Here is a 20,797-nt window from a genome sequence, read left to right as displayed (position 1 = left end):
ACGACGGAGGTAATGAAAATGCGGTTCAGAAAACTCATACTGGCATTCTCGCTGTTGATGTCCACCCAGGCGATGAGCGCCGGAATACCGGTATTCGACGCCGTACAGAATACCGAATCCATGAATCAGTGGATCCAGAAACTCCAGCAATGGCAGGAAACCGTCACCCATTACAGAAGTGAACTTGATGCCTACAAGCAGCAATTAGCCACGGCAACGGGCGTGCGGGACGTTCAGGCATTTCTCCGCGAGGCCAAAAGTCTGAAAACCGATATTGAAAATTTTCGTCAAAACGGTATTTCACTGGATGACCTGCTGAGCAACCAAAGCGGGTCATATTCGTCTGAACTGAATAGCTTGTATAACAAATATAAAACGTTCGATACCTGTAACCCGTCCAGCGCTTCACCACGCTATCTGGACAGCTGCAAACAGATGATCCTGAATCAGGCTGTAGTGATAGAAAATACGTCCGAGGTTGAAAACAAGATCACGGACACGCTCGACGATATATCAGATTTATCAGACCGTATTGCTAATGCGCAGGATACGAAAGAGTCGCAGGACCTGGCTAACGCCATCGCAGCCAAAAGCGTACAATTGAATGCGCTGACCAGCCAGTGGGAAATGTCAGTCAAACAGGCAGAGCAACGTTCCATTATGCTGACTCAGCAGCGGCAAAAGGCTTTCAATGAGCAGCAACTCGCCGCGCCTGTTCCTGATTTTAATGATTGAGAGGGCAAACATGAAAACATCAATTTTGTTGATTCCAATTATTTCAGGATTCTTATTACTGACAGGATGTGATAACCCGAAATCAACGCAATGGTATAAAGAACACCAGGATGAAATGAATATCCGATATAAGACGTGCGAATCATCCGGTGATGATTCCATGGATTGTAAAAACGCACGTGAGGCACGATTTGAACTCCGTCAGGGGAATGCAAAGGTTCCCGATTTAAATTAACGAGGTGACCTATGTCAGGTGGTATGTTTGTTGGAATGAACAACACTATCACTGGCGGTTTAAATGCCGTACTACAGGGACAAACTTCCGTGTACGGCAATATGATCAGTGTTATCGCCGTCAGTTCATTTACATTATTTATCACTTATCGTGGGTATCAGACTCTGGCAGGAAAACTTCAAACCCCGATAGAAGATGTCGTATGGGATGTCGGACGAATGTTGTTGATCATGACGTTCGTTTTAAATCTTGGCAGTTGGCTGGATTTAGCCATCTCAGCCATTAATGGATTAAAAGATGGTGTCAGCGGCGACGATAATGTCTGGGCATTGCTCGATACCGTATGGGAAAAAGCACAGGCAATCGGACAAAAACTTTATCAAAATGATGATTCCAACTATGTAAAACTTAACGGAGGGATTGCTGAAGTTCTGGTCTGGGGAGGCGCTATCGTTACCCTGCTATTCGGCTCGACCGTTAATCTTTTAGCCGAAATCACAATAGTATTAATGACCACTACCGCGCCGATTTTTATTTTCTGCCTGCTATATAGATTCCTAACCTCCATGTTCAATAACTGGTTGAAAACTATATTTACCGTTATTCTGACGATTATGTTTTCAGCATTATCAATCAGGATAGTGATTAATTATCTGAACGAAATATTGGATAAGGCGGTCAATTTCGCGGATAACGCCAATATCATCACGCTCGGCGTTCAGTGCTGTGTCGCCGGTGTTATTTCAGGCGTCATCATCTACTTCTCGGCAAAAGTTGCCAGCGCATTAGGCGGTGCCGCCGTGCAGGCCGTGTTACAGGGTGCAGCCATGAGCGGACTGAGCGGGCTGGCGAGCAAATCTGCCGACGTCGCCAGACCCGGCATAAAGGCCGGGGGCCGACTGACCGCCAAAGGTGGCATGGCAGCAGCCGCGACAACCGGCAGGTTCATTGCCGCAGGGGCGGGCAAAGCCGTGAACGCCTGGCAGAAACGTGCCACCGCCATCGAAAGCATGAAACGCCAGAATCAGCAGCGTCACCGTTAATCCTTCCGACCGCTAATTTCTTTTCCCCGTCACACCGTAACCTCTGCCAGCGGTGCGGCTTTCCTGCACTTATCCGATAAGAGGCTTCCATGAAATTCAGCATCTTGCTTCTGATGCTGTGCGCGCTTACGGGCTGCGCGCAGCATCAGGGCGACCTCCCGCCGGTGTCCGGCGATCCCCAGCCGGTGAATTCCCCCGCCATAATTCAGGAGCTGACTCACCATGTCTGATATTCAGCGCATCATTAATGTTTCCCGCTCTTTTGAATCCATCCTGCTGGAAAAGGAAGAGCGTTCCCGCAAAACCGCCTGGCGGGTGGCCGCTGCCGGGCTGATTCTGGCTGCACTGGCAATTACGGCCATGATTATTCTGCTGCCGCTGAAAACCACTGACATTGAATTGTGGTCGGTGGATAAACAGACCGGTCGATATGAGTATATGACCCGCATTAAAGAGCGGGATATTGCGTCTGAAAAAGCGCTGGCCCATTCACTGGCGGCACACTATGTCAGACTCCGCGAAGGGTATAATTATTTCTCCCTCCAGCGTGATTATGACGACGTACAGTTATTTAACAGTGACAGCGTGAACCGGGATTATCTGGACGGGTTTAACGGCGACCAGGCTCCGGACGTTATTTTTAATAAAGCCGAATATGTCGTCTATATCGACATTATTTCTAATGTGCATGCGCCTGCCACCGGGCCGGATAACCTGGCAACCCTGCGTATCAAGCGTACCCTTCGCCGTATTTCTGATAATTCAGTGAAAACGGACTTCTGGAATATCCGCCTGACTTATCGTTATGTCCCGCATCAGCAACTGACGGACAGTCAGCGTGAAGTGAACCCGCTGGGCTTTATCGTCACCAGCTACCAGCGCGATAAAGAACTGAGGAGCGAATGATGCTGAAAAACATCCTGCTCCTGGCGGGCTTACTGGCGTCATGCGCGACATGGAGCGCCGCCACCCCGCGCGGCAGCGCCTATGACAGCCGGATGCAGAACGTATCGTATAACAGCCAGAACGCCACCGTGGTGAATACCCGCCCTGGCTATGTCACCACGCTGCTGTTTGACGGCGATGAAGCTGTGATTGATGCGCAAGCGGGCTTTCCCAAAGGCTGGACGGTAACGAAAAGTGATAACCGGGTGGACGTCAGCCCGAATCCCATCACCCAGCCGGTGACGGACGCCAGCGGCAACAACGTCAGCCAGGTGTTCCTGCCCACGGCAAAGGACTGGAAGACCAACCTCTTCGTGGTGACCTCAAAGCGTGATTACAGCCTGGAGCTGAACGTGCTGGACCACGATTCCCCCGCGCAGGCGTTCGTTATCCGTTACCACTATCCGGCCGAGGTTCGCCAGCAATCCGCCGCCGCCAGCGCCGCACGTCAGACGCAGCAGCGGGAAAGACAGGAGAAGCAGCAGATAGCGGCGGCATTCGGACAGGCCAGCACGCCACGCAACTGGCGCTACACCAAACGGGTCGCCGCCGGTTCGGCCACCATCGCACCGGATTTTGCCTGGGATGATGGTCGTTTTGCATATATCGGTTTTTCCCCCAGCAGAACCCTGCCTTCCGTTTTCCGGGTGGTTAACGGACAGGAGCAGGCAGTCACGCCCCGGACGGTTAAACAGGGTAACTACATCGTGATGGTAGTGCCGGCAGCGCCACAACTGGTGCTGCGTTACGGCACCTCGGTGGTGGGGATCGAAAACGACGGATTCGGGGGCATTCCGATAACCCGCAGCGACACTGTTTCACCGTCCGTTACGCTGGAGGCCAAATGACCGATAAACCTGTCCCGGATGAACCGGAAAAAACCACCGCAGAGCGGGAAGCGGAAGCCCGCGAACGCGCCCGTGCGGCAATGGCGTATCAGGAGCCGGAGCAAAGAACACCGCCCGGCCAGCCGGAAGTGACCCGTTTTCGTAAGGCATCCGGTCGCCGCACGCTGATCCTCAGCCTGCTGAGTCTGACGCTGGTGATCGCCCTGGCATCCGGCGGCGATCGTCTTTTCAGTGCATTGAAAGGGGGTAATGAGAAAGAAGCCGACACCGCGCCGCCGCCCTCTGCCGGGAAGACGCTGCATGAGCGTCAAAATCTGGGCATGGACAGTAACCCGTTTGGCCTGTTCGGGCCGCGCGCACAGGGCGGAACAGACCCTGCCCGCCAGGCCGCCACTCCCGCACCCACCCTGCCACCAGCCCTGAACAAGGCAGCCGCGCTGGCTGACGGAGTGAACAACGCCCGACCAATGCCGGGCGATAATGCACGCACGTCCCCGGGTGAAACGCGCAGCAACGCAGAAACGTCCGACAGTCGGTCATCATCCACAACGTACACATCCTGCCCGTCAGTACTGACCCGAGGAAAGGATGGCCGCCTGCGCTGCCCGGAGACTGCCGCACCGGAAACGGGTAACAACGACAATCCGGGCGTCGCCCGTGTCACCGGCGTCAGACGACTGGGTCTCGATCCGGATCTCTATATCCCGGTGGACCGCTATATCCCGTGTTCGATGATGTGGCGCTTCGTGTCCGATGTCGGAGGGCATATTTCCTGCCTGGTCAGTGAAGATGTTTACAGCGCCAGCAACCATGTGACGCTGATCCCGGCGGGAACGGTCGCCCGTGGCATCTACCGCACCGGGGCGCTGCAACACGGACGTAGCCGGATGTTTGTGCTGTGGACGGAGCTGCGTACGCCTGAGCCCGGCAGCCTGCAAATCCCGCTAACTGATACGCAGGCCAGCGGCCCGCTCGGCGAGGCGGGGATCTCAGGCTGGATCGACAACCATTTCTGGGAGCGCTTCGGCAATGCCCTGATGCTCAGTACCGTGCAGGACGTGGCTGCGGCGGCGTCGGATGCTGCCCCGGGGAAAGACCGCAATACCGACTACACCGAAAACACCCGCGCCGCCACGGCGGAAATGGCGAAAACGACGCTGGACAACAGCATCAATATCCCGCCCACCCTGTACCTGAATCAGGGTGATGTCATCGGCATCATGACCGGCACCGATATTGATTTCTCATCCGTCTGGCAGCTGCGACTGAAAAAGAGGTGGTATGAACGCTGAAAACCTGTCGCTGGATTTTATGAAAAACCAGCTGTTTGGTGAGTTTATTGCGCAGGACGGCCTGACGGAAATTGCCGTTAACCGGCCGGGTGAACTGCATACCAAAATCCGGGGGAAATGGCGAAGACATGAAGCTCCGATTACGCTGCGCCAGTGTTACGCCTTTGCCAGAGCGCTGGCGTCGTGGCAGGACGATAATATCGACGACACCTCGCCGATCCTTTCCGCCACGCTTGAATCAGGCGAGCGCATTCAGGCCATTATTCCCCCGGCCTGTGAGCGCAATACCGTGTCTATTACGCTGCGCAAGCCCTCATTTGGGCAGAAAACGCATCAGTCATGGATTGATGCGGGATTTTATAACCGGGTGACCGGTAAGGAGCAAACGGAAGGCAAAGATGTTGAACTGACCCGCTATTACCAAGGGGGGGATATTTCCCGCTTTATGGAAAAGGCAGTGGAATACGGCAAGACGATTTTTATCGTCGGTGAAACCGGCTCCGGTAAAACCACCTATATGAAAACGCTGCTGCACTCTATTCCCCGGCACCTCAGGCTGACCACCATCGAGGATAATCCCGAAATCCGGTTCTATCACCACACCAATTATGTCCATCTCTTTTATCCGGCGGATGCCGGGGATAATGCCATTATCACGCCCGGCAGGCTGATACGCGCCAATTATCGTATGAACCCTGACCGGATATTACTGGCTGAAATTCGCGGTCGGGAAGCCTGGGATGCACTGAAAATCGTCGGTTCCGGGCATGAGGGATTAATGACTTCCCTGCATGCGGGCAGCCCGGAAGAATGTATTGAAGGGTTAATTGACCGCTGTTATGAAAATCCCGACTGCCAGAATATTCCTTTTGAGGTGCTGTTACGCAAGGTGCTTAAGAGCATTGATGTGATAGTCAGCATTGATATTCACGGTGACATACGCCGGATGAGTGATGTTTATTTTAAACCCCTTCATCTTAATGACATGAGAGGTGTATTCAGCAAAGGGATTCAGTAAATAAAATATCTAATTACGCAACCCTCGTTTAAATATGAAGGTGACCGAAATGAAAAAAGTAATATCCTTCGCATTATTACTCAGCGCTATGGCGTCATATTCAACCTCCGTCATGGCCGCTGACGCCTGTGAAGTGGTGTTATGCATGTACGGTAAAGCCACCGGGAACGGCGGCGGCAATGAATGCCATTCTGCTGAACGTGCATTCTTTAATATCGTGAAAAAGAACAAGCACGGTTTTCTGCCAGACCATACTGCCGATGCCAGAAAATCGTTTTTACTTGAGTGTGATTCGGCAGACCCGGCAATTATCAGCCAGATTATCAATAAATTTGGCCGCATGCGTGGTTAATTAACGGAGGTAGTCATCATGACAAAACCGGGTTTTATTCAGCATCCCTGGACACGTCAGCGCGGAGATTCCATTCGCGCAGCCTGTGTTATTGAGCACATTGAAAATGAGGCGATGCACGGATGCGGCCTTTATTATGAAATTTATCACTACCGGGTTGTCTGCCGGTTATTGCAGTTGATGCAAACGCTGAACGCCACCGACAGAATAACGCTGACACAAGAAGCTAACCTACGAGGATTTACGCTTGATGAAACCGGCATTAAAGAAAGTCGTCAGTGTTATTCCGACATCATCAGGGAAATCCGTGAGAGCCAATATTAATCCCTGCCTTAGTTTTATTCGCAGGTCTCCTATAGTGCCCAAATATTTCAGCCGACTCTTGCTTAAGGCGTGACGGTTTTCAGGTTTTTACGGCCCCACATTTTTCGCGAATTAAGGAGTGAAGAAATGCGGGCCGTAAAAATGAGGCAGCGGACAGAATTATTTTCGCGGGTTAAGGAGCGAAAATAGTTCAGGCGCCGTGCCTCACCGGCAAACAGCCGCGCCCACGCGGATTTTGCCGGCCGGGGGGAGCCGAATAAATTTCGCCGCCCCAGCGAGCGAAAAGCTGTCGCCCACGACAGCGGTTTATTTGGGGGGCATCGCCCCGCACACCGTCGCGGCTAAGTCTCCGGCCCAAAGCCGGTAGCGTGGCGCGACCACCCTCTTTAAAGGTCAGCTTCCCTTTTATTCCCGCTGCGAGGAACGAGCAAAGGGAAGAAAAAGGCGAAAGCGACCGTCTTAAAGGGGGTGGTCGCGCGTAGCGGGCGACGGTGTGCCGCCGTTGACGTTGGGGGTTTTGGCGCGGCGTCCAGCCACGACATTACCCCCATGTGACATATCATAAGGGCGTCCAGCCCGCATGTACTGGCGCACGCCGTTTGGTGCAGGAAAGCATGCTTTCCTGCACATGGCCGCATAGCGGCCACCTTCTTCGTCCCTGACGTTCGCCCCGCCTTTTCGCCCGACACCGTGGGGCGAACTGATGGGGCGATGTCATGGGGCGAACTGCTGACGAAGGAGGCATCGTGATTTTGAATAAACTGGCCGTTTCACTGTCGCCGATAGTGAATGGCGCGCTGAGCTTCATTGCTTTTATGCAACAGCATCAACTGATGCTGGCGCTGTTATCGGGGCTGACGATGCCGTTTTTCGCGTCGATGAAAAGCGATGAACGGCAAAAAGCCCCGTTGTGGCAAAAGCTGATTATGGCTTTTTCCCTGCTGTGTTTTCTTTCCGGTACGATGGCCCCAGTTGTTATCTGGATTTTCCAGTGGCTTTATAAAGGCCGTGTAGTCGCCAGCATTCCCGATCTGGCATGGCCAGTGCTGATTGCCTTTACCGTAACGGGTTTTATTTTGCATATTCTGCTGCGCAGGGTATTAACACCTGAATTAGACAAAATAAAGAAGCACCTCGTCAGAAAAACCACGCTTGAACGGGAATTGCGCACCGATGTCCGCACGGTGAAATCCCTGCTGCCGGAAACTCTGCATTATGACCCGCTGGATTATATCGACCTGAGCAAAGGATTATTTATCGGCATGGACCGCGATATTCAGCCGATGTACCTGCCGTTAAAGGACTGGCAAAAACAACACGCGGATATTATCGGCACCACCGGAGCCGGTAAGGGCGTTGCCACCGGGATATTACTTTATCAAAGTATTCTGGCTGGTGAAGGCGTATTTGTGATGGACCCGAAGGATGATGAATGGGCACCCCACCTTTACCGCAAGGCCTGTGAGGATGCAGGCAAACCTTTTGCCCTGATTGACCTGCGTAAACCCCAATACCAGTTAAACCTGATTGAAGAGATCACCGCCGATGAACTGGAAGAGCTTTTTGTTGCCGGGTTCAGCCTGGCAGAGAAAGGTCAGGAATCTGACTTTTATCGGATTGACGATCGGAAAGCGGCCCGGATAGCCGCACAATTTGTCACTCGTAATACTGCCTCAACCATTCGGGATGTGTATAACGGTAACTACGTTCAGGGTATTGCAGATAAGATAAAAGCCTTTTTCGGGAAAATTGAGGAGCTGGCCTTGCTCAATGCCATCAATGCCCCCACCGGATTTTCGCTTAATACGATATTTAAGAAAGGCGGTTGCTGTTATGTAATTGGTTCAATGCGCAACAGCAAAATCATTACCGCGCAGCGCATGCTGCTGGTTCGCCTGTACCAGCTGGCAGAAAGGCGCGAGCGGGTGAAAGACGTACCCCGCCCCATTGCTATTTATCTTTCCGAACTGAAATACCATTTATCCAGGCCAGCGCTGGAAGGTTTAGGCGCGGCACGCGATAAAGGCGTGCATATTATTATGGACCATCAGTCGATTGCCGATTTAAAAGACTGTCCGGCAGATTTGAAAGGCGACGCCGTTGTCGGCGCGGTCGTTGAAAATGCCAAATTCAAACTGGTTTATCGTGTCATGGACCCGGATACCGCTGAATGGGTAGCCAGAATGTCAGGCACCATATTAGTCGATGATGAGGTCCGCAAAGCGAAAACCGACGCCGTGCTGACAGAGACTATCGACAGTGAACGCACCATCAGGCAGGCCGAGCGTTTCTTTACCGACAGCAATATGATCCTGAACCTGCCCGATTTTGTCAGCTTTATCTTTACGACAAAAACGCTACCTTCTGCTTCACTGATTTCACCGATAAAGGTCAGAAAGCGTCAGCTAAAAATCTTCTCGGTTTCCCCTGATATTGCCGCATCGGCGGCACCGGTGAAAATCGCACTGGATTTTGACGAGGATGATAAACCATCCATACAGGATGTAATGACAACGTACCCGGATCTTTTCTTCAACGGAAGCGAAGTCAAACCGGCAGAGCCCCAACCTGATGAGGGAGAACACCTGTCCCCGCTGGATTTTTAAGGAGCGGTTATGCTGATTTCGACATATCAAGAGCGCCAGACACGCAACAGAGAAAAAATAAAACAACTGCTGAACTTCCTGAAAGAAGAAACCTACAGTGATTTTAAAACGCTGATGCTGTTATTTGGTTTCCGGGATCATAAGTCGCTTTATTCGCTGCTTGCAAAAACGGAGCGAATGGGGTTAATCCAGAAGCATGTGCTTGAATCACTGACAATTAAGATTTCATTGTGGGGGATCACCAGCGACGGGCTGGCGGTGGTGTTAAACTTGGATGATAAAATCTTTCCTGCGCGGTTTGAACCATCAAAAATCACCGGCTGGACGCTGGAGCACCATCTTGATAATCAGGCCGCCAGACTTATTCTGGAGAAGAAAGGCGCTTCGGGATGGATTAACGGCGACCGGGCCAGCTTTCTCAGCCAGTTTCAGGTAAAACATCGCCCGGACGGATTACTGACGCTGCCTGACGGTAACGTTATTGCCATTGAAACCGAGCGCCGCCTGAAAACCCGAGCCCGCTACCAGTCGATTATTGCCAGCCACCTGCTGGCCCGTACCCGCAAGCAGTGGATTTACGTTTTTTATGTTGTGCCCGATCCACAGAAGAAGCGTGCGCTTGAACTGCTGTTTGACAGCATCAGGCATGTCATCATCAACCATCAACACATTCAATTGGAAGCGCGTCACCGAAACGTTTTTCGCATTTATACACTTGCCGAACTGGAGCGTATAGAGCTCGAGAACTATTCATAAGCTGGTTAAATCGTTGCAAGCCTAACTTTCTGCATGAGCAAAAGCGGGCTCACCGAATTTTAAGCCCTTTCATGCTGGTATTTTTTGGTTTATATCTCGATTAGTATTGACTAGTCACGATAATTCTAGAGACGGTCGTAAACGTAGCATACATAAAGATATACGATGTGAATTTTCATAACATCCCATCTGATTTTACATCAATTGAGTCTGTGTAATACTTAACGCCTTTTACTCTATGAAATACGATGCCATCAGGCATTAACTCAAGAGCACACAAGTGTTTATCGATACTGAAAGAAGAAGACAATGTTCTCCTTGTTTTATTTTTATTGATTGGATGAATAGCGGGTGAAAAAATATAATTATCATCTTCCACATTTTCAAATAGATCTACTTGAAAAGATTTTTCGTTACTCTCAGAATTCAGTATTCTCGATGATTTTCTGAACAACACAACGTTGTGGTGACCAATATCCTCGGGCTCATCACCGGAATGCTGAGTGGATTCAAAACTAATACCGTCAAGACTAAATTTATCGGATAAGGCAAGATATTCTGATACTGCTTGTGTGATCAGGTATTCATCTTCCGGCTTTCTGCCAGAAACGGGCATAGTCAGCTTTCTGGCAAGCGTCCTCATGAAAGAGACCTTCTCGTTATGCCCGGTCACATATGGATCGAAGATACTACCTTTGATATTTGAGAGATCGTTTAGGGCTGAAATATCGAGAATTTTCAAATTTCTGATAGGTCGAAACGGTACGACCACCACGAAATTCCCAACCACTGGACGTATTTCCGACACAGCAATGCTCGGTGACGTTGCACCATAAAATACTGGAATGCCGTGTGCATTCATTCTTCCTGAGCGTGCCAACGCTTGTGGTGGTGGACCAAAATACCGCTCAGGATGCTCCAGTGCTTCCTGCACGTCCTCGTAGTTTTCAAATGCCCGAGCCCGGTAAAAAATGACATCGCTGCCAACATCATTAATTGCCTGCCTGCTTTCACCTGTCCTCATTCTTTCTATGTCTGAAAAAAGCTCATCCAGAAACTCTTTTACATGCTTATTGAAATAACGAGCTTCACTTTTAAGTGACTGCTCCATTTTCTCCCACGCCCAGCCAAGCGAATTATTGACGCGATTAACACGAACATAATTAAAGCATTCATCATAAACTACATCTATGCCGTGATAATCGTTATAAATGTCCTGCATCACATTGAATATATCATCGGCAGGTTCTTCTTCAATGATTAGCTCGTCTTGAATAATAGAGGTTGCAGTATCACCACTATCATTATAAAACTCGCCATCATCAGGCTGTTCATAATATTCAATAAAGACATTGTGCACCATCTCTGCAAGAACTTCCAATTTAATACTCTTTAATTTCCTACCACAGTAATTACAATCATTGTTGGCATTTCCTGTTTTTTTTATAACTAGCCTTACATACTCTTCACCCACACATCTATGACATATATATTTTTCTTCGTTCATAAATTCTCTAATATCCGAATAAAGATGAAGGACTGCTGTCAGTCTCAACAGATTAGCACCGACTTTACCATAAGCAACATTGTTTAGTAGGTTGGTCAGATCTTTCTTAATCAGGTAACCATCTTACCCAACTAAACATGTGACTTGTTCCCCGATGATTAACACACCTGAATGTTTGCAATGTCCGATTCTGACATTCTCGGGGGTTCACCCTGAACGAGCAAGAGGCAGTTATAGTCGTACAAGAAAAAGATTGCAGTTAGCACAAAATGATTTTCCAAGTTTACCGGGCACGGAAAGTGCCAGCATGATGGGCTTACCCGGCCTGCGATATCGTAGCCAGTCCTGGTGATTTTTTATTCCACTGCAAAACGCAGACTGTTCGTTACTCGCTGTGCTGTGTTCCGCCTCAGTCTGCACCTTGCAGCGTTGCCAGTAAAAACATGTAACCGCATTCGCTTGCTGTTGTCCAGCTCCCGACCTCAGAGTTTATCCATCAGATAAGAATGCGCCTTGGAGGCGGCGCTGGCCGCTTTGAAAATATTGCGCTTATCGTTTTTCAGCGCTTTCAGCCAGGAAGCAATATAGCTTTCATGTTGTACCTCTCCATCAATCCCCAAATCCGCCATCAAAAAAGCACTTCCCAGCTCCGCCACCAGTTCTTCCTCTGCATAATCCGCACTACCAAACTTCCCTTTCATTTCACGGTTCAGGCGTTTTTTACCCCCACTCCAGTGGACAAGCTCATGCAGGCCGGTAGCGTAGAAGTTAGCCGCATTCGAAAACAGATGGCGCTCCGGTAGCCAGACTTCATCAGTTGATGGGCTGAAAAAAGCGTTTTGTCCTTTCTCGATGATGTTTGCGCCGCTCTTACGTAACAGGTTCTCAGCCTGCGGCAACGGATCAAAAGTTGCTTCCGGGCTGGCCGTTTCAATTGTCAAAGGCAAACCATCAATTTGCTGAATGTTAAACACGGTGAAAGTTTTCAGCATAGGGATTTGTTCAACTTCTCCGGCGTCATTTTCCTTTTCCAGAGTTGTATAGAAAATGGCTGCTGTGCCATGTTCACCCTTGCGAACCTGTCCGCCTGCTGCCTGTGCCTGCTTGTAAGTCATCCAGCGTGAATCGCTGAAACCCTCTTTAGATGCGCTGCACCATAACAGCATGATATTAATACCGTTGTAGGCTGCTCCGGTTGCGTAATTAGGTGGCAGACCAGACATGCCCGATACGCGTTGCCACGGACAGGACCACGGTTTTACACCGCTTTCAAGTGCTGCAATGATGTTGTCGGTAACGGTCTGATAAATGTCCGTTCTGGTTTTAGAAAAATTCGTTTTTGAGGAGCCTGACTGCTCCAGCGGGGATACGCTGGTCGCCGCGCCGGTGTTAGGGGCGCTTGTCCAGGTGGTATGCAAGGAAATCGTCATGGTTGTTTCTCCGTCAGTGTGTGATTTTCGTCTTCGTATCGCCTGACGGTTCGCTTTCCCGGCATCGTTCTGTCCTGCAAGGGCGCAGCATGCGTGCAATTTACCCTTGTGGGACGGGCTGTGTTGGGAAACGATTAACCGAAGACGATACGAGAACGAAAAGAGCACAGGAGAAAAACTTACCCTTGCATAGCCGGGCGTAGCGCCCCTTAGGTCGAGCGATGAAATGGGATTGGGGGTTCTGATTTAGTCATATAAGAGGTGGCGATATGCTTATACGTCAGACTGAGGCTTCCCTTTACTTATTATTATCCATAACCGTTAGGGATCTGGACTGCATTCCTCGGTGTCATAAGTCTGGCTCAGAGAAGTTAGTTTATGCTCGGCCAAACCGTTTTATTAGCCAGTTCAGTGACCGCCTGAGCGATCACCTTTAATACGATGGAGTTTACGCAAAATTATTTATAGGGTCAGGTAGATACCTTTCCAAGTAATATTTACAACATCTTAAATAAAACTATGGATTTTCTGTTTTTCTAAAATCAACAACACCATCAATTAGATTTATTATGTATGCTTTAATTTTATCTTTGTGAGGCCCAGAATATTTCTCAAAATAAGTACTACTACCATTAATTACAATAAACAATGCAAAAGGATACGATAAATGCTCACACATTAATGCCAGGCTATAGTAATCAGCAACCGCCTGTTTCTCAGTTAAATTACTACCAAGCTTCAACTCTATGGCTATAAAATTCCCCTCGCTGCGAGAGTTATGATTATTACTATCAAAAGGAACATGGATTATTATATCAGGGCGAATTCTAATCCCATGTTGTTCAATTCTTTTTTGGTACTCCTGCTCAACAATTGCGCCATTAAGCTCTAAATCTGGCAATATTTTATTCAATTCGGAAACAAGAGCGCCTTGATAACCTCTTTCTGATTCGTAAAAACGAGGATGAGTAATACCATTAATTGCCGTCTCTAATTTTGAGATAAAAATATTTTCATTCACATTCATCTCTCCTCTATGAGTTAGATAAACCATACCAATTAAAAAATAATTTATTTTTAACCTGCCAGTTCAAAAAATAGCTGTTAACCTGGAGTTTTCATCTAGATCAGCTTTGAAAAGTCTCCATGTACTAGAGTCTATATTTTTAGCACAAAATTGCTCTGCAATATCAGAAAAACATTTTGCAACGAGCAATAAGTCATTGAGCATTTTTGTCACTTTTTCATCCTGAACATTACCATAAGATAAAAATATTGAGTCACGCTCAAGCACCTTCCCTTTAAATCTGGTCAGGCATGACAAGAAACTGATTGTTAAATTACTCAAATGGGTATCCCTATACTCCTTGGCCTTATTAGTTCTAAAATTTAAAATATTTTTGGACATAAACAATTCACTTTCTAAAAGTTTATTTTTTTCACAATCAACATAATACTTAATAGTCCCACTTAAATATGAAACCAATCCACCAAACGCTTGTTCATTATTACTAGCAAAACTATTCAACGTAAAAGAGTTTCCATTACGCAGAGATTCAATTTCATTTTTAACATTATGTTCAGTAAGATCTTTGATCTGTAGCCTGAAAGGCACCGGAATGAAATCAAATTCTTCGACTAATTCGAACCACAATTTTTCAAGTTGAATTTCATTTTGTGGGATGATTCCGGTGTTAGATATTACCATAGCTCTTATTGAATTTAGAATGCAATCATACCAAGCATATACACATAATTTGCACACGTCACTGGGGAAAGTAATATTTTCAACTATTGTGTTTAATCCTACTAAGGAATGCTGTGCCATGAATAAGTATTCAAAAACTCTATTTTCATTAGAAATAGATAAAGACTTAGATTTTTCCTGTAACTCAGGAATAAACTTACTCTCAAAAGGATAATAAACATTGCAATTTTGAGCAAGACAGTTTATCCAGTTAACTGTCCCTAAAAATGCAAAGTCCGGATTAAATGCATAATCCTCATCTATTAGTCGAGTTTGAAGCCATTTTTTCATTAATATATCCTCTTATAAAAAAACAATATTTCTTTCTAAAATTTTCAATTCTAATTCACTTAATTTAAAATCATCAGATAAACTGCAGGATTTTATTTTGTCAATCGCCTCATCGAAACTATCAGAATCTTTAACTTTCCAAATTTTATTAGCTTTAAGAGATATAGATATTGGTATACCATACTCTTCCAACGTCATAAGTGAAGGCGTGACATTTAAGCTTTCAACACGTAGTATAAAGGCTTTATAATTTCCTGCTTTATATCCAAACTTAGTAAAAACATATTCTTGAATATTATTAATAGCATTAATGATCACAGGATAGTAATGTCCAAGTATTTTACGTCTAAAATCAAAGTTTCTTAACACTGCATCATCTATTGTGAAACTATCATCATCTTCACTAAAGTATTCGTAATCCTGATCAATAATATCTTTTAACGTTTCATTTTTTAATATGGATACAATTTTTCTAGATAACTGGACATCACTTTTTACAGCGCCAGAAGCAAAGCTTTTTATATTAAAGTATTTCTCAGCAATTTTGTTTATATGATTCAATTGACCACTGTTCGGCATGTTATTCCAACACATTAACTTATGCCATGACTGAAAATTCTCCATTAAATCATTTGCGAATTCTAATTGTGCCTCTGGAGGTACCCCTGAATTTTTAGTAATTACATCAATACTCAAAATATCCTGATCAAAATATTTATTAAGCCGCCCCTTTATTTTTTCAGAGTAAGGTTCATCATAGTGAAGAAGCAACGAGTCGGGTACATTATCAGAATGTGAAATAATTGGTATATCAATTTGATTCAAACCATCTGTTGGTTTTTCACCGAAGAAAAATACATTTCCTACAAAATGTTCGAACATCCGGCCGCTTCTTCCAGCTATGTTATTATAAGTAAAAGAGTCAAGCTGAACTCGTTTAGTTATGCAATCGTCATAAATTATGATATTTTTAGCATTAGTATTTACACCTTCAATTAAAGTTGAAGTGCAAACTAGTACATTAATACGTTTTTCATTAAAAAGATCAACAAAAAGACTCGCAATGGAACGAGGTAGTTTAGCATGATGAGCACAAATGCCATGTTGTATTATCTTAGACTGAGACCAATCTGGATGAAAAGTCTCTTTAAGCCAGTTGGATAGAGAATTGAGATCATGCTCTTTTTTTAGGGGAATAATTTCACTCAAAAAATTAGCCAAAACACTGGCTCTTTTAGGAGATTTACAATAAATAATCGTTTGCTCTCCTGAAATATTATTCATTACCTTCTTTAAATATTCATTTCTCGTAATATCTCGCTCAGTATCATTTCCTGGAGGTATAGTAAAGGTATACTCATTCGTTGCTACAGTAATAAAATCAGACTCATCAATGTATCTACATCCTAACTTAGATAATGTCAATGGATTAATGTTTTTAATATTAGGACCAAGCATATAAAAGAAACTACACAATGATAGTAATTTTTTAAATGCAATATTTAGGCGTTCACTTCTGTAATCGTCCATACCTTGCGGCATCAATTTGTAAAACTCATCTACTACAAAAAAATCTATTACAGGAAACCCTTCCTTTTCAATTACCCGTTCTTGAGTATAGAGAAAAATATTATTCTTTCCATGAGCTTGATTAACTTGGGTTATAATTTTATATTTCACTACAAACTCATCGCTATCGACTGTGTACTTATGAAATTTCTTTTTAAGTTCATCAATAAGTGAAAGAGTGGGTACTACAATAACTATATTTGAAAGCGTTCTAGTTGCAATTAATGCCTCAACTAAAAGGGTTTTCCCAAAGCTTGTTGGTGCACTTAATATAACACTTTTTCGTTTCATCAATAACTGATATACATCAAACTGCTTGATATGGAATAATTTACTTCCCCCTCCCGCATTAGTTAAAGGCGATGTTACTATGCTTTCCGTTATTTTATCTTTGAAGTTGTCATCGAATTTTTTATATGGGAAAAGCCCTCTAGCCTCAAGCAAATAATCTAAAACATGGCCATATCCGTTAAACTCTTCCCGATTTTCAAGACACCTTATAATTAAATCTTGAACACTCCTTTCACTACTATGAGTGTTATGTAGCTCAACTAAATTTAGAAGAAAACTCTGTGGTTCAATAGAACCAGAATTTAATTGCCCCCTTAAAAAAACTTCTAATCCTTTTTCACTAGTCATGATAATTCCTTAATAAAACTTTCTAATATCTGTTGAAATGAATCCAAAGGGAATGAGAAGAGCCTTATATCGACTTTATCAATAAATGAATGCTTATATTTTTCAGTAAAACCACTTTGAAGCTCTAAAATTTCCTTTTTAAAAGCATCAGTGAAACTTTCTTCATCTTTATAGTCTTTGACGATACTAGCCTCATAGCAAATAAAAACAGGCACTATAATTTTATCGACACGTTTGTCTAATGATAATGAGTTGTCACCAAGTTTTTTTAATTTCTCAAATAACGGCCATTCTTTACTGACATCATTAATTATTAATTTAAACCTCTCTGAAATATTGTCAGCGGTTATTAGTTTTGATATCGTGTCATTAACATTAGATATGGCGTCCGCTATGTTTTTCTCATACCCAGAAACACCAAGCCATAACTCTAACCTACCACTATTTATCACTGCATGAGAGCAGCTAGGTATAAGTTCATTACCAACTGTAAATATCTTATTTATTACAGGTATGGTCTTGAAACTTTTTCGTATAGCTATATGTAATAAAAGATCCAAAAACTCCTTTTCACTAACTTTAACAAAATGTTTTTCAGCAACTTTAACCGCGGCTCGCGTTCTATTCTCGTAATCTATTAATTTACTTGGTGATATAACATAATCAACAAGCCATTCAGATAATTCTTTCGAGAACTCACTCAAATTCCATCGATTAAAGGAAAACTGCACACTTAATCCTTTTGTAATTGGCGAGTTTGTGTTTATCTCACAGACAAGGTTAAACGGCTCTTTAGGACATTTAGGTGCTAAATAATCAACTTCTTCTTCCGAGATAAGAAAATAATTCTTACCTATATCCAATGATATTATCGGTATTATTTTCTCAAGTGATACACAATAAAGTGTGTTATTTTTTTGCTGAAATAAAACAATACCTATTATGGTGCCTTTATATAAAAGTGGTGCACCAGATACACCAGAATAATTTGTGATGGTATTTTTTTTACATTGCGTAATTTCATAGCAGTAGATTGAAGTATCAATAGCCCTTAGATCAGTAACAATATCAGAGAAAAACAGAGAGGGGATATTTCCTTTCTCAGCAGCATAGCCGTTAACATAAACTTCAGCACCAATTGGAATTGTATAACCACCGAGACTTGGAGTTAACGATAAGCAATTCCATGGGCATGTAAAAATTGCAATATCTAGTTCAGGTCTATTTTTTTTTAGCTCAACCACTTTTCCATTTGATTTTCCATAGTCATCAGGCGTCAAAAATATTCTAAAAACACACCCTGGAGATTCTTTTATAAAATGACTAGCAGTTATGATATTTTCATTATCTAAATTAAATGACGTAGCTCGAGAAATAAGAAACCCTTCAGAATCAAACTGAGCGATTATATAGTAACTAGCATTTTTATTTTGAAAACTCATATTTGTATAACTCCGGAAAAATTAAATGAAACCGTTTTTCCCGGCATAGAACATAACAAGTCATAATCCAGATAATCATGCCGATGATTGAAGTGAAAGAAAACCTCCTGCTCTGTCGAATAATACACAATTCTTGCTAAAGCTTCCATGTCAGGATGCTTATGTAACTTTCCATCAGTGCATATTATATAATTCTTTGTTTTTACTCTTTTTATCAATTCTTTATTTATGTTTTTTTTACTACCATGATGAGAAATTTTTATTGCATCAACAGACAAGCAAGAAATAGCTTTATTATTCAACCAGTCGATCACTGTTTCACAGTTAGTATCACCAAGCATCATAATTTTTTTTCCTGAAAAATCAGCAAGCAGACAGATACTTGATCGATTTGCCAGCGAGTCATCAGTATGATAAGGAGAGTTTGCTAGTGCATCCAGATTTTTTCTGACACTATATGAAATATCCCCCGCGAAATCCTCATCACTATATATATTTGACACATACTTTTCAAAAGAATGAGCGTGTATTTTATTTAATATGCGATTAGAAATGCGTTGTCTTTGTAATTCATTATCCCAATCGTTCTTCATTTTATCAAGAACGGAAATACTAGGACCTATTACATCAATTTCCATCCCAGATAATGATAAGCCTGGTGTGGTTTCTCGACAAAACTTGCCATTAGTGCAACCACGGTTTAATGGGTAACCGAATTCTTTGAGAAGATAGGACAACCCTGTACCTTCACTATAGCCAATATTTTTTCCCTGAACACTAGTATCAAAGTAAGCGTTTAACCGCAAAAATTCATTCTGATTTGAAACGTCATTGATAATTTTATCTTTTAAGATTTGTTCCACACCGTTATAGAATACATCTCCTATTTCAATAAGATTAGGTGCTGCATGATTCTCATTTTCTTGTATAAGTTTGATTATACCGCTAATATGATCGTTATCTATATGCGTAATAAATAAACCATCAATTTTTGGTAAGGTTAAAATTTCATTCTTCCATTCTTTGTAAGAAGAAGCTGTTCCACCATCGAAAAGAAAAAAACTCGTTTCTGATGAGATCAATATACAGTCACCATTACCAGATGGTAATAACCGGATCTTAAGAGGATGCATTAGAGTCCCTTCAAAATTTTTACATACTAAAAATTTAATCCAAAGTCACCTTCAAGTCATCCTAAAATTTCATTTTCAATCTCAAGCCAAAATGAATAAAAAAGCATATAAATTCAACACGTTAGGGATTAAGTCATTAAAATAAATCAAAAAAAGGCTATTTAGTAGACTGCAAAAGTTGATTGACATCACATTTCTTACTCACATCCACTAAGATAAGACATCGTTCGTCGCTTAGTTCTGGCTTAAACCTAGCTACTCTCTTGCACTGACGTTATCACAACAATTGGTGGTCATTCTGGTGGTCTTGACAGACCTTGGATTAAGGTTTAGCTTACATATTAGCCACTTATTGGCTTAGGCGATCCCAGTCAGAGGAGCCATATTTAGAGAAGCCCGCTCAGGGAGACCCGAGCGGGCTTTTTGCCTTTCAGTTGCCGTCAAAAGCTGCGTTTCGCCACCAGATAGGCGCCCGCCACCAGCAGCAGAGCGCCGAACAGCGCCGGCAGATTCTCGCGCAGCGCCGCCGGGCCGGCGCGGTAGACGTCCGCCAACAGCCCCATGCACAGCTGGCTGGCGACCAGGATCGAGATGGTCGCCGCCGCCCCCAACTTCTGGTAACCCAGAATGCCGGCGAACACGAACAGCGATCCCAGCAGCCCCGGCAACAGCATCCACCACCTGGCGGCGCCGGTCACTTCCGCCACCGCGCCGAGGCCGTTTTTGGCCAGCAGCAACCCCACCAGCAACAACAAACCGACGCTGGAGTTGATCACCAGCGTAATGAGGATGGTCGAAACGCTTTCGGTAATGCGCACCATCAGCAGATTCTGCACCACCAGCCCCACCCCGGCCGCGATCAGCAGTAACAGCATATTCATCGCC

General features: G+C 44.7%; 19 protein-coding genes. 11 read left to right on the top strand and 8 right to left on the bottom strand.

What is annotated here, in order from left to right; all coding sequences use genetic code 11:
* The first annotated feature begins 18 nt into the window (after positions 1-18).
* The 11 genes from ACJ8PL_RS11090 to mobC all read left to right on the top strand — a co-directional run bounded on the left by ACJ8PL_RS11090 (position 19) and on the right by mobC (position 10,154).
* Positions 19-735: a type IV secretion system protein gene (locus ACJ8PL_RS11090; protein ID WP_049264912.1), complete on the top strand. Its 717-nt coding sequence runs from the start codon at positions 19-21 to the stop codon at positions 733-735.
* 10 nt (positions 736-745) lie between these two features.
* Positions 746-970, top strand: coding sequence for an EexN family lipoprotein (locus ACJ8PL_RS11085; RefSeq protein WP_071823624.1), 225 nt, complete (start codon positions 746-748; stop codon positions 968-970).
* Positions 971-981: 11 nt separating this feature from the next.
* On the top strand, positions 982-2,013 hold the full coding sequence (locus ACJ8PL_RS11080) for a type IV secretion system protein (RefSeq protein ID WP_142471391.1): 1,032 nt from the start codon (positions 982-984) through the stop codon (positions 2,011-2,013).
* Positions 2,014-2,235: 222 nt separating this feature from the next.
* Positions 2,236-2,919 (top strand): virB8 family protein, encoded by a 684-nt coding sequence (locus ACJ8PL_RS11075; RefSeq protein WP_049264838.1) that lies wholly within the window; start codon positions 2,236-2,238, stop codon positions 2,917-2,919.
* Positions 2,919-3,806: a P-type conjugative transfer protein VirB9 gene (gene virB9 / locus ACJ8PL_RS11070; RefSeq protein ID WP_049264837.1), complete on the top strand. Its 888-nt coding sequence runs from the start codon at positions 2,919-2,921 to the stop codon at positions 3,804-3,806. The genes ACJ8PL_RS11075 and virB9 overlap by 1 nt, the downstream gene beginning before the upstream one ends.
* Positions 3,803-5,098, top strand: a complete 1,296-nt coding sequence (gene virB10, locus ACJ8PL_RS11065) for a VirB10/TraB/TrbI family type IV secretion system protein (protein ID WP_049264836.1) — start codon at positions 3,803-3,805, stop codon at positions 5,096-5,098. Before virB9 ends, virB10 begins: the two co-directional genes overlap by 4 nt.
* Complete coding sequence (virB11, locus tag ACJ8PL_RS11060) at positions 5,088-6,116, top strand: P-type DNA transfer ATPase VirB11 (protein ID WP_094898016.1); 1,029 nt, start codon at positions 5,088-5,090, stop codon at positions 6,114-6,116. Before virB10 ends, virB11 begins: the two co-directional genes overlap by 11 nt.
* Positions 6,117-6,165: 49 nt before the next feature.
* Positions 6,166-6,468 carry a TrbM/KikA/MpfK family conjugal transfer protein gene (locus ACJ8PL_RS11055; RefSeq protein ID WP_094898015.1) on the top strand — a complete coding sequence of 101 codons (303 nt, stop codon included), beginning with the start codon at positions 6,166-6,168 and terminating at the stop codon, positions 6,466-6,468.
* Between the two features lie 18 nt (positions 6,469-6,486).
* On the top strand, positions 6,487-6,792 hold the full coding sequence (locus ACJ8PL_RS11050) for a hypothetical protein (RefSeq protein ID WP_094898014.1): 306 nt from the start codon (positions 6,487-6,489) through the stop codon (positions 6,790-6,792).
* A 746-nt stretch (positions 6,793-7,538) separates the two neighbouring features.
* Positions 7,539-9,398, top strand: a complete 1,860-nt coding sequence (locus tag ACJ8PL_RS11045; RefSeq protein WP_442531165.1) for a type IV secretory system conjugative DNA transfer family protein — start codon at positions 7,539-7,541, stop codon at positions 9,396-9,398.
* A gap of 9 nt (positions 9,399-9,407) precedes the next feature.
* A complete protein-coding gene (mobC, locus tag ACJ8PL_RS11040) occupies positions 9,408-10,154 on the top strand; it encodes a MobC family replication-relaxation protein (protein ID WP_442531163.1) in 747 nt (248 codons plus the stop codon).
* A gap of 175 nt (positions 10,155-10,329) precedes the next feature.
* Here the strand turns inward: mobC and ACJ8PL_RS11035 are convergent, their stop codons facing one another.
* From ACJ8PL_RS11035 to ACJ8PL_RS11000, 8 genes are all read right to left on the bottom strand, one after another.
* Positions 10,330-11,661, bottom strand: a complete 1,332-nt coding sequence (locus tag ACJ8PL_RS11035) for an RES domain-containing protein (RefSeq protein WP_024218866.1) — start codon at positions 11,659-11,661, stop codon at positions 10,330-10,332.
* Positions 11,662-12,143: 482 nt separating this feature from the next.
* Positions 12,144-13,091 carry an ArdC family protein gene (locus ACJ8PL_RS11030; RefSeq protein ID WP_442531161.1) on the bottom strand — a complete coding sequence of 316 codons (948 nt, stop codon included), beginning with the start codon at positions 13,089-13,091 and terminating at the stop codon, positions 12,144-12,146.
* Positions 13,092-13,608: 517 nt separating this feature from the next.
* Positions 13,609-14,112 (bottom strand): hypothetical protein, encoded by a 504-nt coding sequence (locus ACJ8PL_RS11025; RefSeq protein WP_142925259.1) that lies wholly within the window; start codon positions 14,110-14,112, stop codon positions 13,609-13,611.
* Between the two features lie 69 nt (positions 14,113-14,181).
* Complete coding sequence (locus tag ACJ8PL_RS11020) at positions 14,182-15,129, bottom strand: hypothetical protein (protein WP_442531160.1); 948 nt, start codon at positions 15,127-15,129, stop codon at positions 14,182-14,184.
* A gap of 12 nt (positions 15,130-15,141) precedes the next feature.
* The gene (locus tag ACJ8PL_RS11015; protein WP_080528201.1) at positions 15,142-17,337 is read right to left on the bottom strand and encodes a DEAD/DEAH box helicase; all 2,196 of its coding nucleotides are present in this window, start codon (positions 17,335-17,337) and stop codon (positions 15,142-15,144) included.
* Entirely contained in the window at positions 17,334-18,779 is a 1,446-nt protein-coding gene (locus tag ACJ8PL_RS11010; RefSeq protein ID WP_442531159.1) for a HamA C-terminal domain-containing protein, read from the bottom strand. Before ACJ8PL_RS11010 ends, ACJ8PL_RS11015 begins: the two co-directional genes overlap by 4 nt.
* Complete coding sequence (locus tag ACJ8PL_RS11005; RefSeq protein WP_349402415.1) at positions 18,776-19,912, bottom strand: MBL fold metallo-hydrolase; 1,137 nt, start codon at positions 19,910-19,912, stop codon at positions 18,776-18,778. Before ACJ8PL_RS11005 ends, ACJ8PL_RS11010 begins: the two co-directional genes overlap by 4 nt.
* A gap of 440 nt (positions 19,913-20,352) precedes the next feature.
* Positions 20,353-20,793 carry a DMT family transporter gene (locus tag ACJ8PL_RS11000; protein WP_274872057.1) on the bottom strand — a complete coding sequence of 147 codons (441 nt, stop codon included), beginning with the start codon at positions 20,791-20,793 and terminating at the stop codon, positions 20,353-20,355.
* Positions 20,794-20,797 lie beyond the last annotated feature (4 nt).

The organism is Serratia sp. CY83965, assembly GCF_052166375.1.
Taxonomy (GTDB): Bacteria; Pseudomonadota; Gammaproteobacteria; order Enterobacterales; family Enterobacteriaceae; genus Serratia; species Serratia marcescens.
This window is presented reverse-complemented; position numbering and strand designations above follow the sequence as displayed.

Excerpts from the sequence above, each read along its gene's own strand:
- ACJ8PL_RS11090 (WP_049264912.1), top strand. The coding sequence starts at position 19 with ATGCGGTTCAGAAAACTCATACTGGCATTCTCGCTGTTGATGTCCACC.
- ACJ8PL_RS11085 (WP_071823624.1), top strand. The coding sequence starts at position 746 with ATGAAAACATCAATTTTGTTGATTCCAATTATTTCAGGATTCTTATTA.
- ACJ8PL_RS11080 (WP_142471391.1), top strand. The coding sequence starts at position 982 with ATGTCAGGTGGTATGTTTGTTGGAATGAACAACACTATCACTGGCGGT.
- ACJ8PL_RS11075 (WP_049264838.1), top strand. The coding sequence starts at position 2,236 with ATGTCTGATATTCAGCGCATCATTAATGTTTCCCGCTCTTTTGAATCC.
- virB9 (WP_049264837.1), top strand. The coding sequence starts at position 2,919 with ATGCTGAAAAACATCCTGCTCCTGGCGGGCTTACTGGCGTCATGCGCG.
- virB10 (WP_049264836.1), top strand. The coding sequence starts at position 3,803 with ATGACCGATAAACCTGTCCCGGATGAACCGGAAAAAACCACCGCAGAG.
- virB11 (WP_094898016.1), top strand. The coding sequence starts at position 5,088 with ATGAACGCTGAAAACCTGTCGCTGGATTTTATGAAAAACCAGCTGTTT.
- ACJ8PL_RS11055 (WP_094898015.1), top strand. The coding sequence starts at position 6,166 with ATGAAAAAAGTAATATCCTTCGCATTATTACTCAGCGCTATGGCGTCA.
- ACJ8PL_RS11050 (WP_094898014.1), top strand. The coding sequence starts at position 6,487 with ATGACAAAACCGGGTTTTATTCAGCATCCCTGGACACGTCAGCGCGGA.
- mobC (WP_442531163.1), top strand. The coding sequence starts at position 9,408 with ATGCTGATTTCGACATATCAAGAGCGCCAGACACGCAACAGAGAAAAA.
- ACJ8PL_RS11035 (WP_024218866.1), bottom strand. The coding sequence starts at position 11,661 with ATGAACGAAGAAAAATATATATGTCATAGATGTGTGGGTGAAGAGTAT.
- ACJ8PL_RS11030 (WP_442531161.1), bottom strand. The coding sequence starts at position 13,091 with ATGACGATTTCCTTGCATACCACCTGGACAAGCGCCCCTAACACCGGC.
- ACJ8PL_RS11020 (WP_442531160.1), bottom strand. The coding sequence starts at position 15,129 with ATGAAAAAATGGCTTCAAACTCGACTAATAGATGAGGATTATGCATTT.
- ACJ8PL_RS11015 (WP_080528201.1), bottom strand. The coding sequence starts at position 17,337 with ATGACTAGTGAAAAAGGATTAGAAGTTTTTTTAAGGGGGCAATTAAAT.
- ACJ8PL_RS11010 (WP_442531159.1), bottom strand. The coding sequence starts at position 18,779 with ATGAGTTTTCAAAATAAAAATGCTAGTTACTATATAATCGCTCAGTTT.
- ACJ8PL_RS11005 (WP_349402415.1), bottom strand. The coding sequence starts at position 19,912 with ATGCATCCTCTTAAGATCCGGTTATTACCATCTGGTAATGGTGACTGT.
- ACJ8PL_RS11000 (WP_274872057.1), bottom strand. The coding sequence starts at position 20,793 with ATGAATATGCTGTTACTGCTGATCGCGGCCGGGGTGGGGCTGGTGGTG.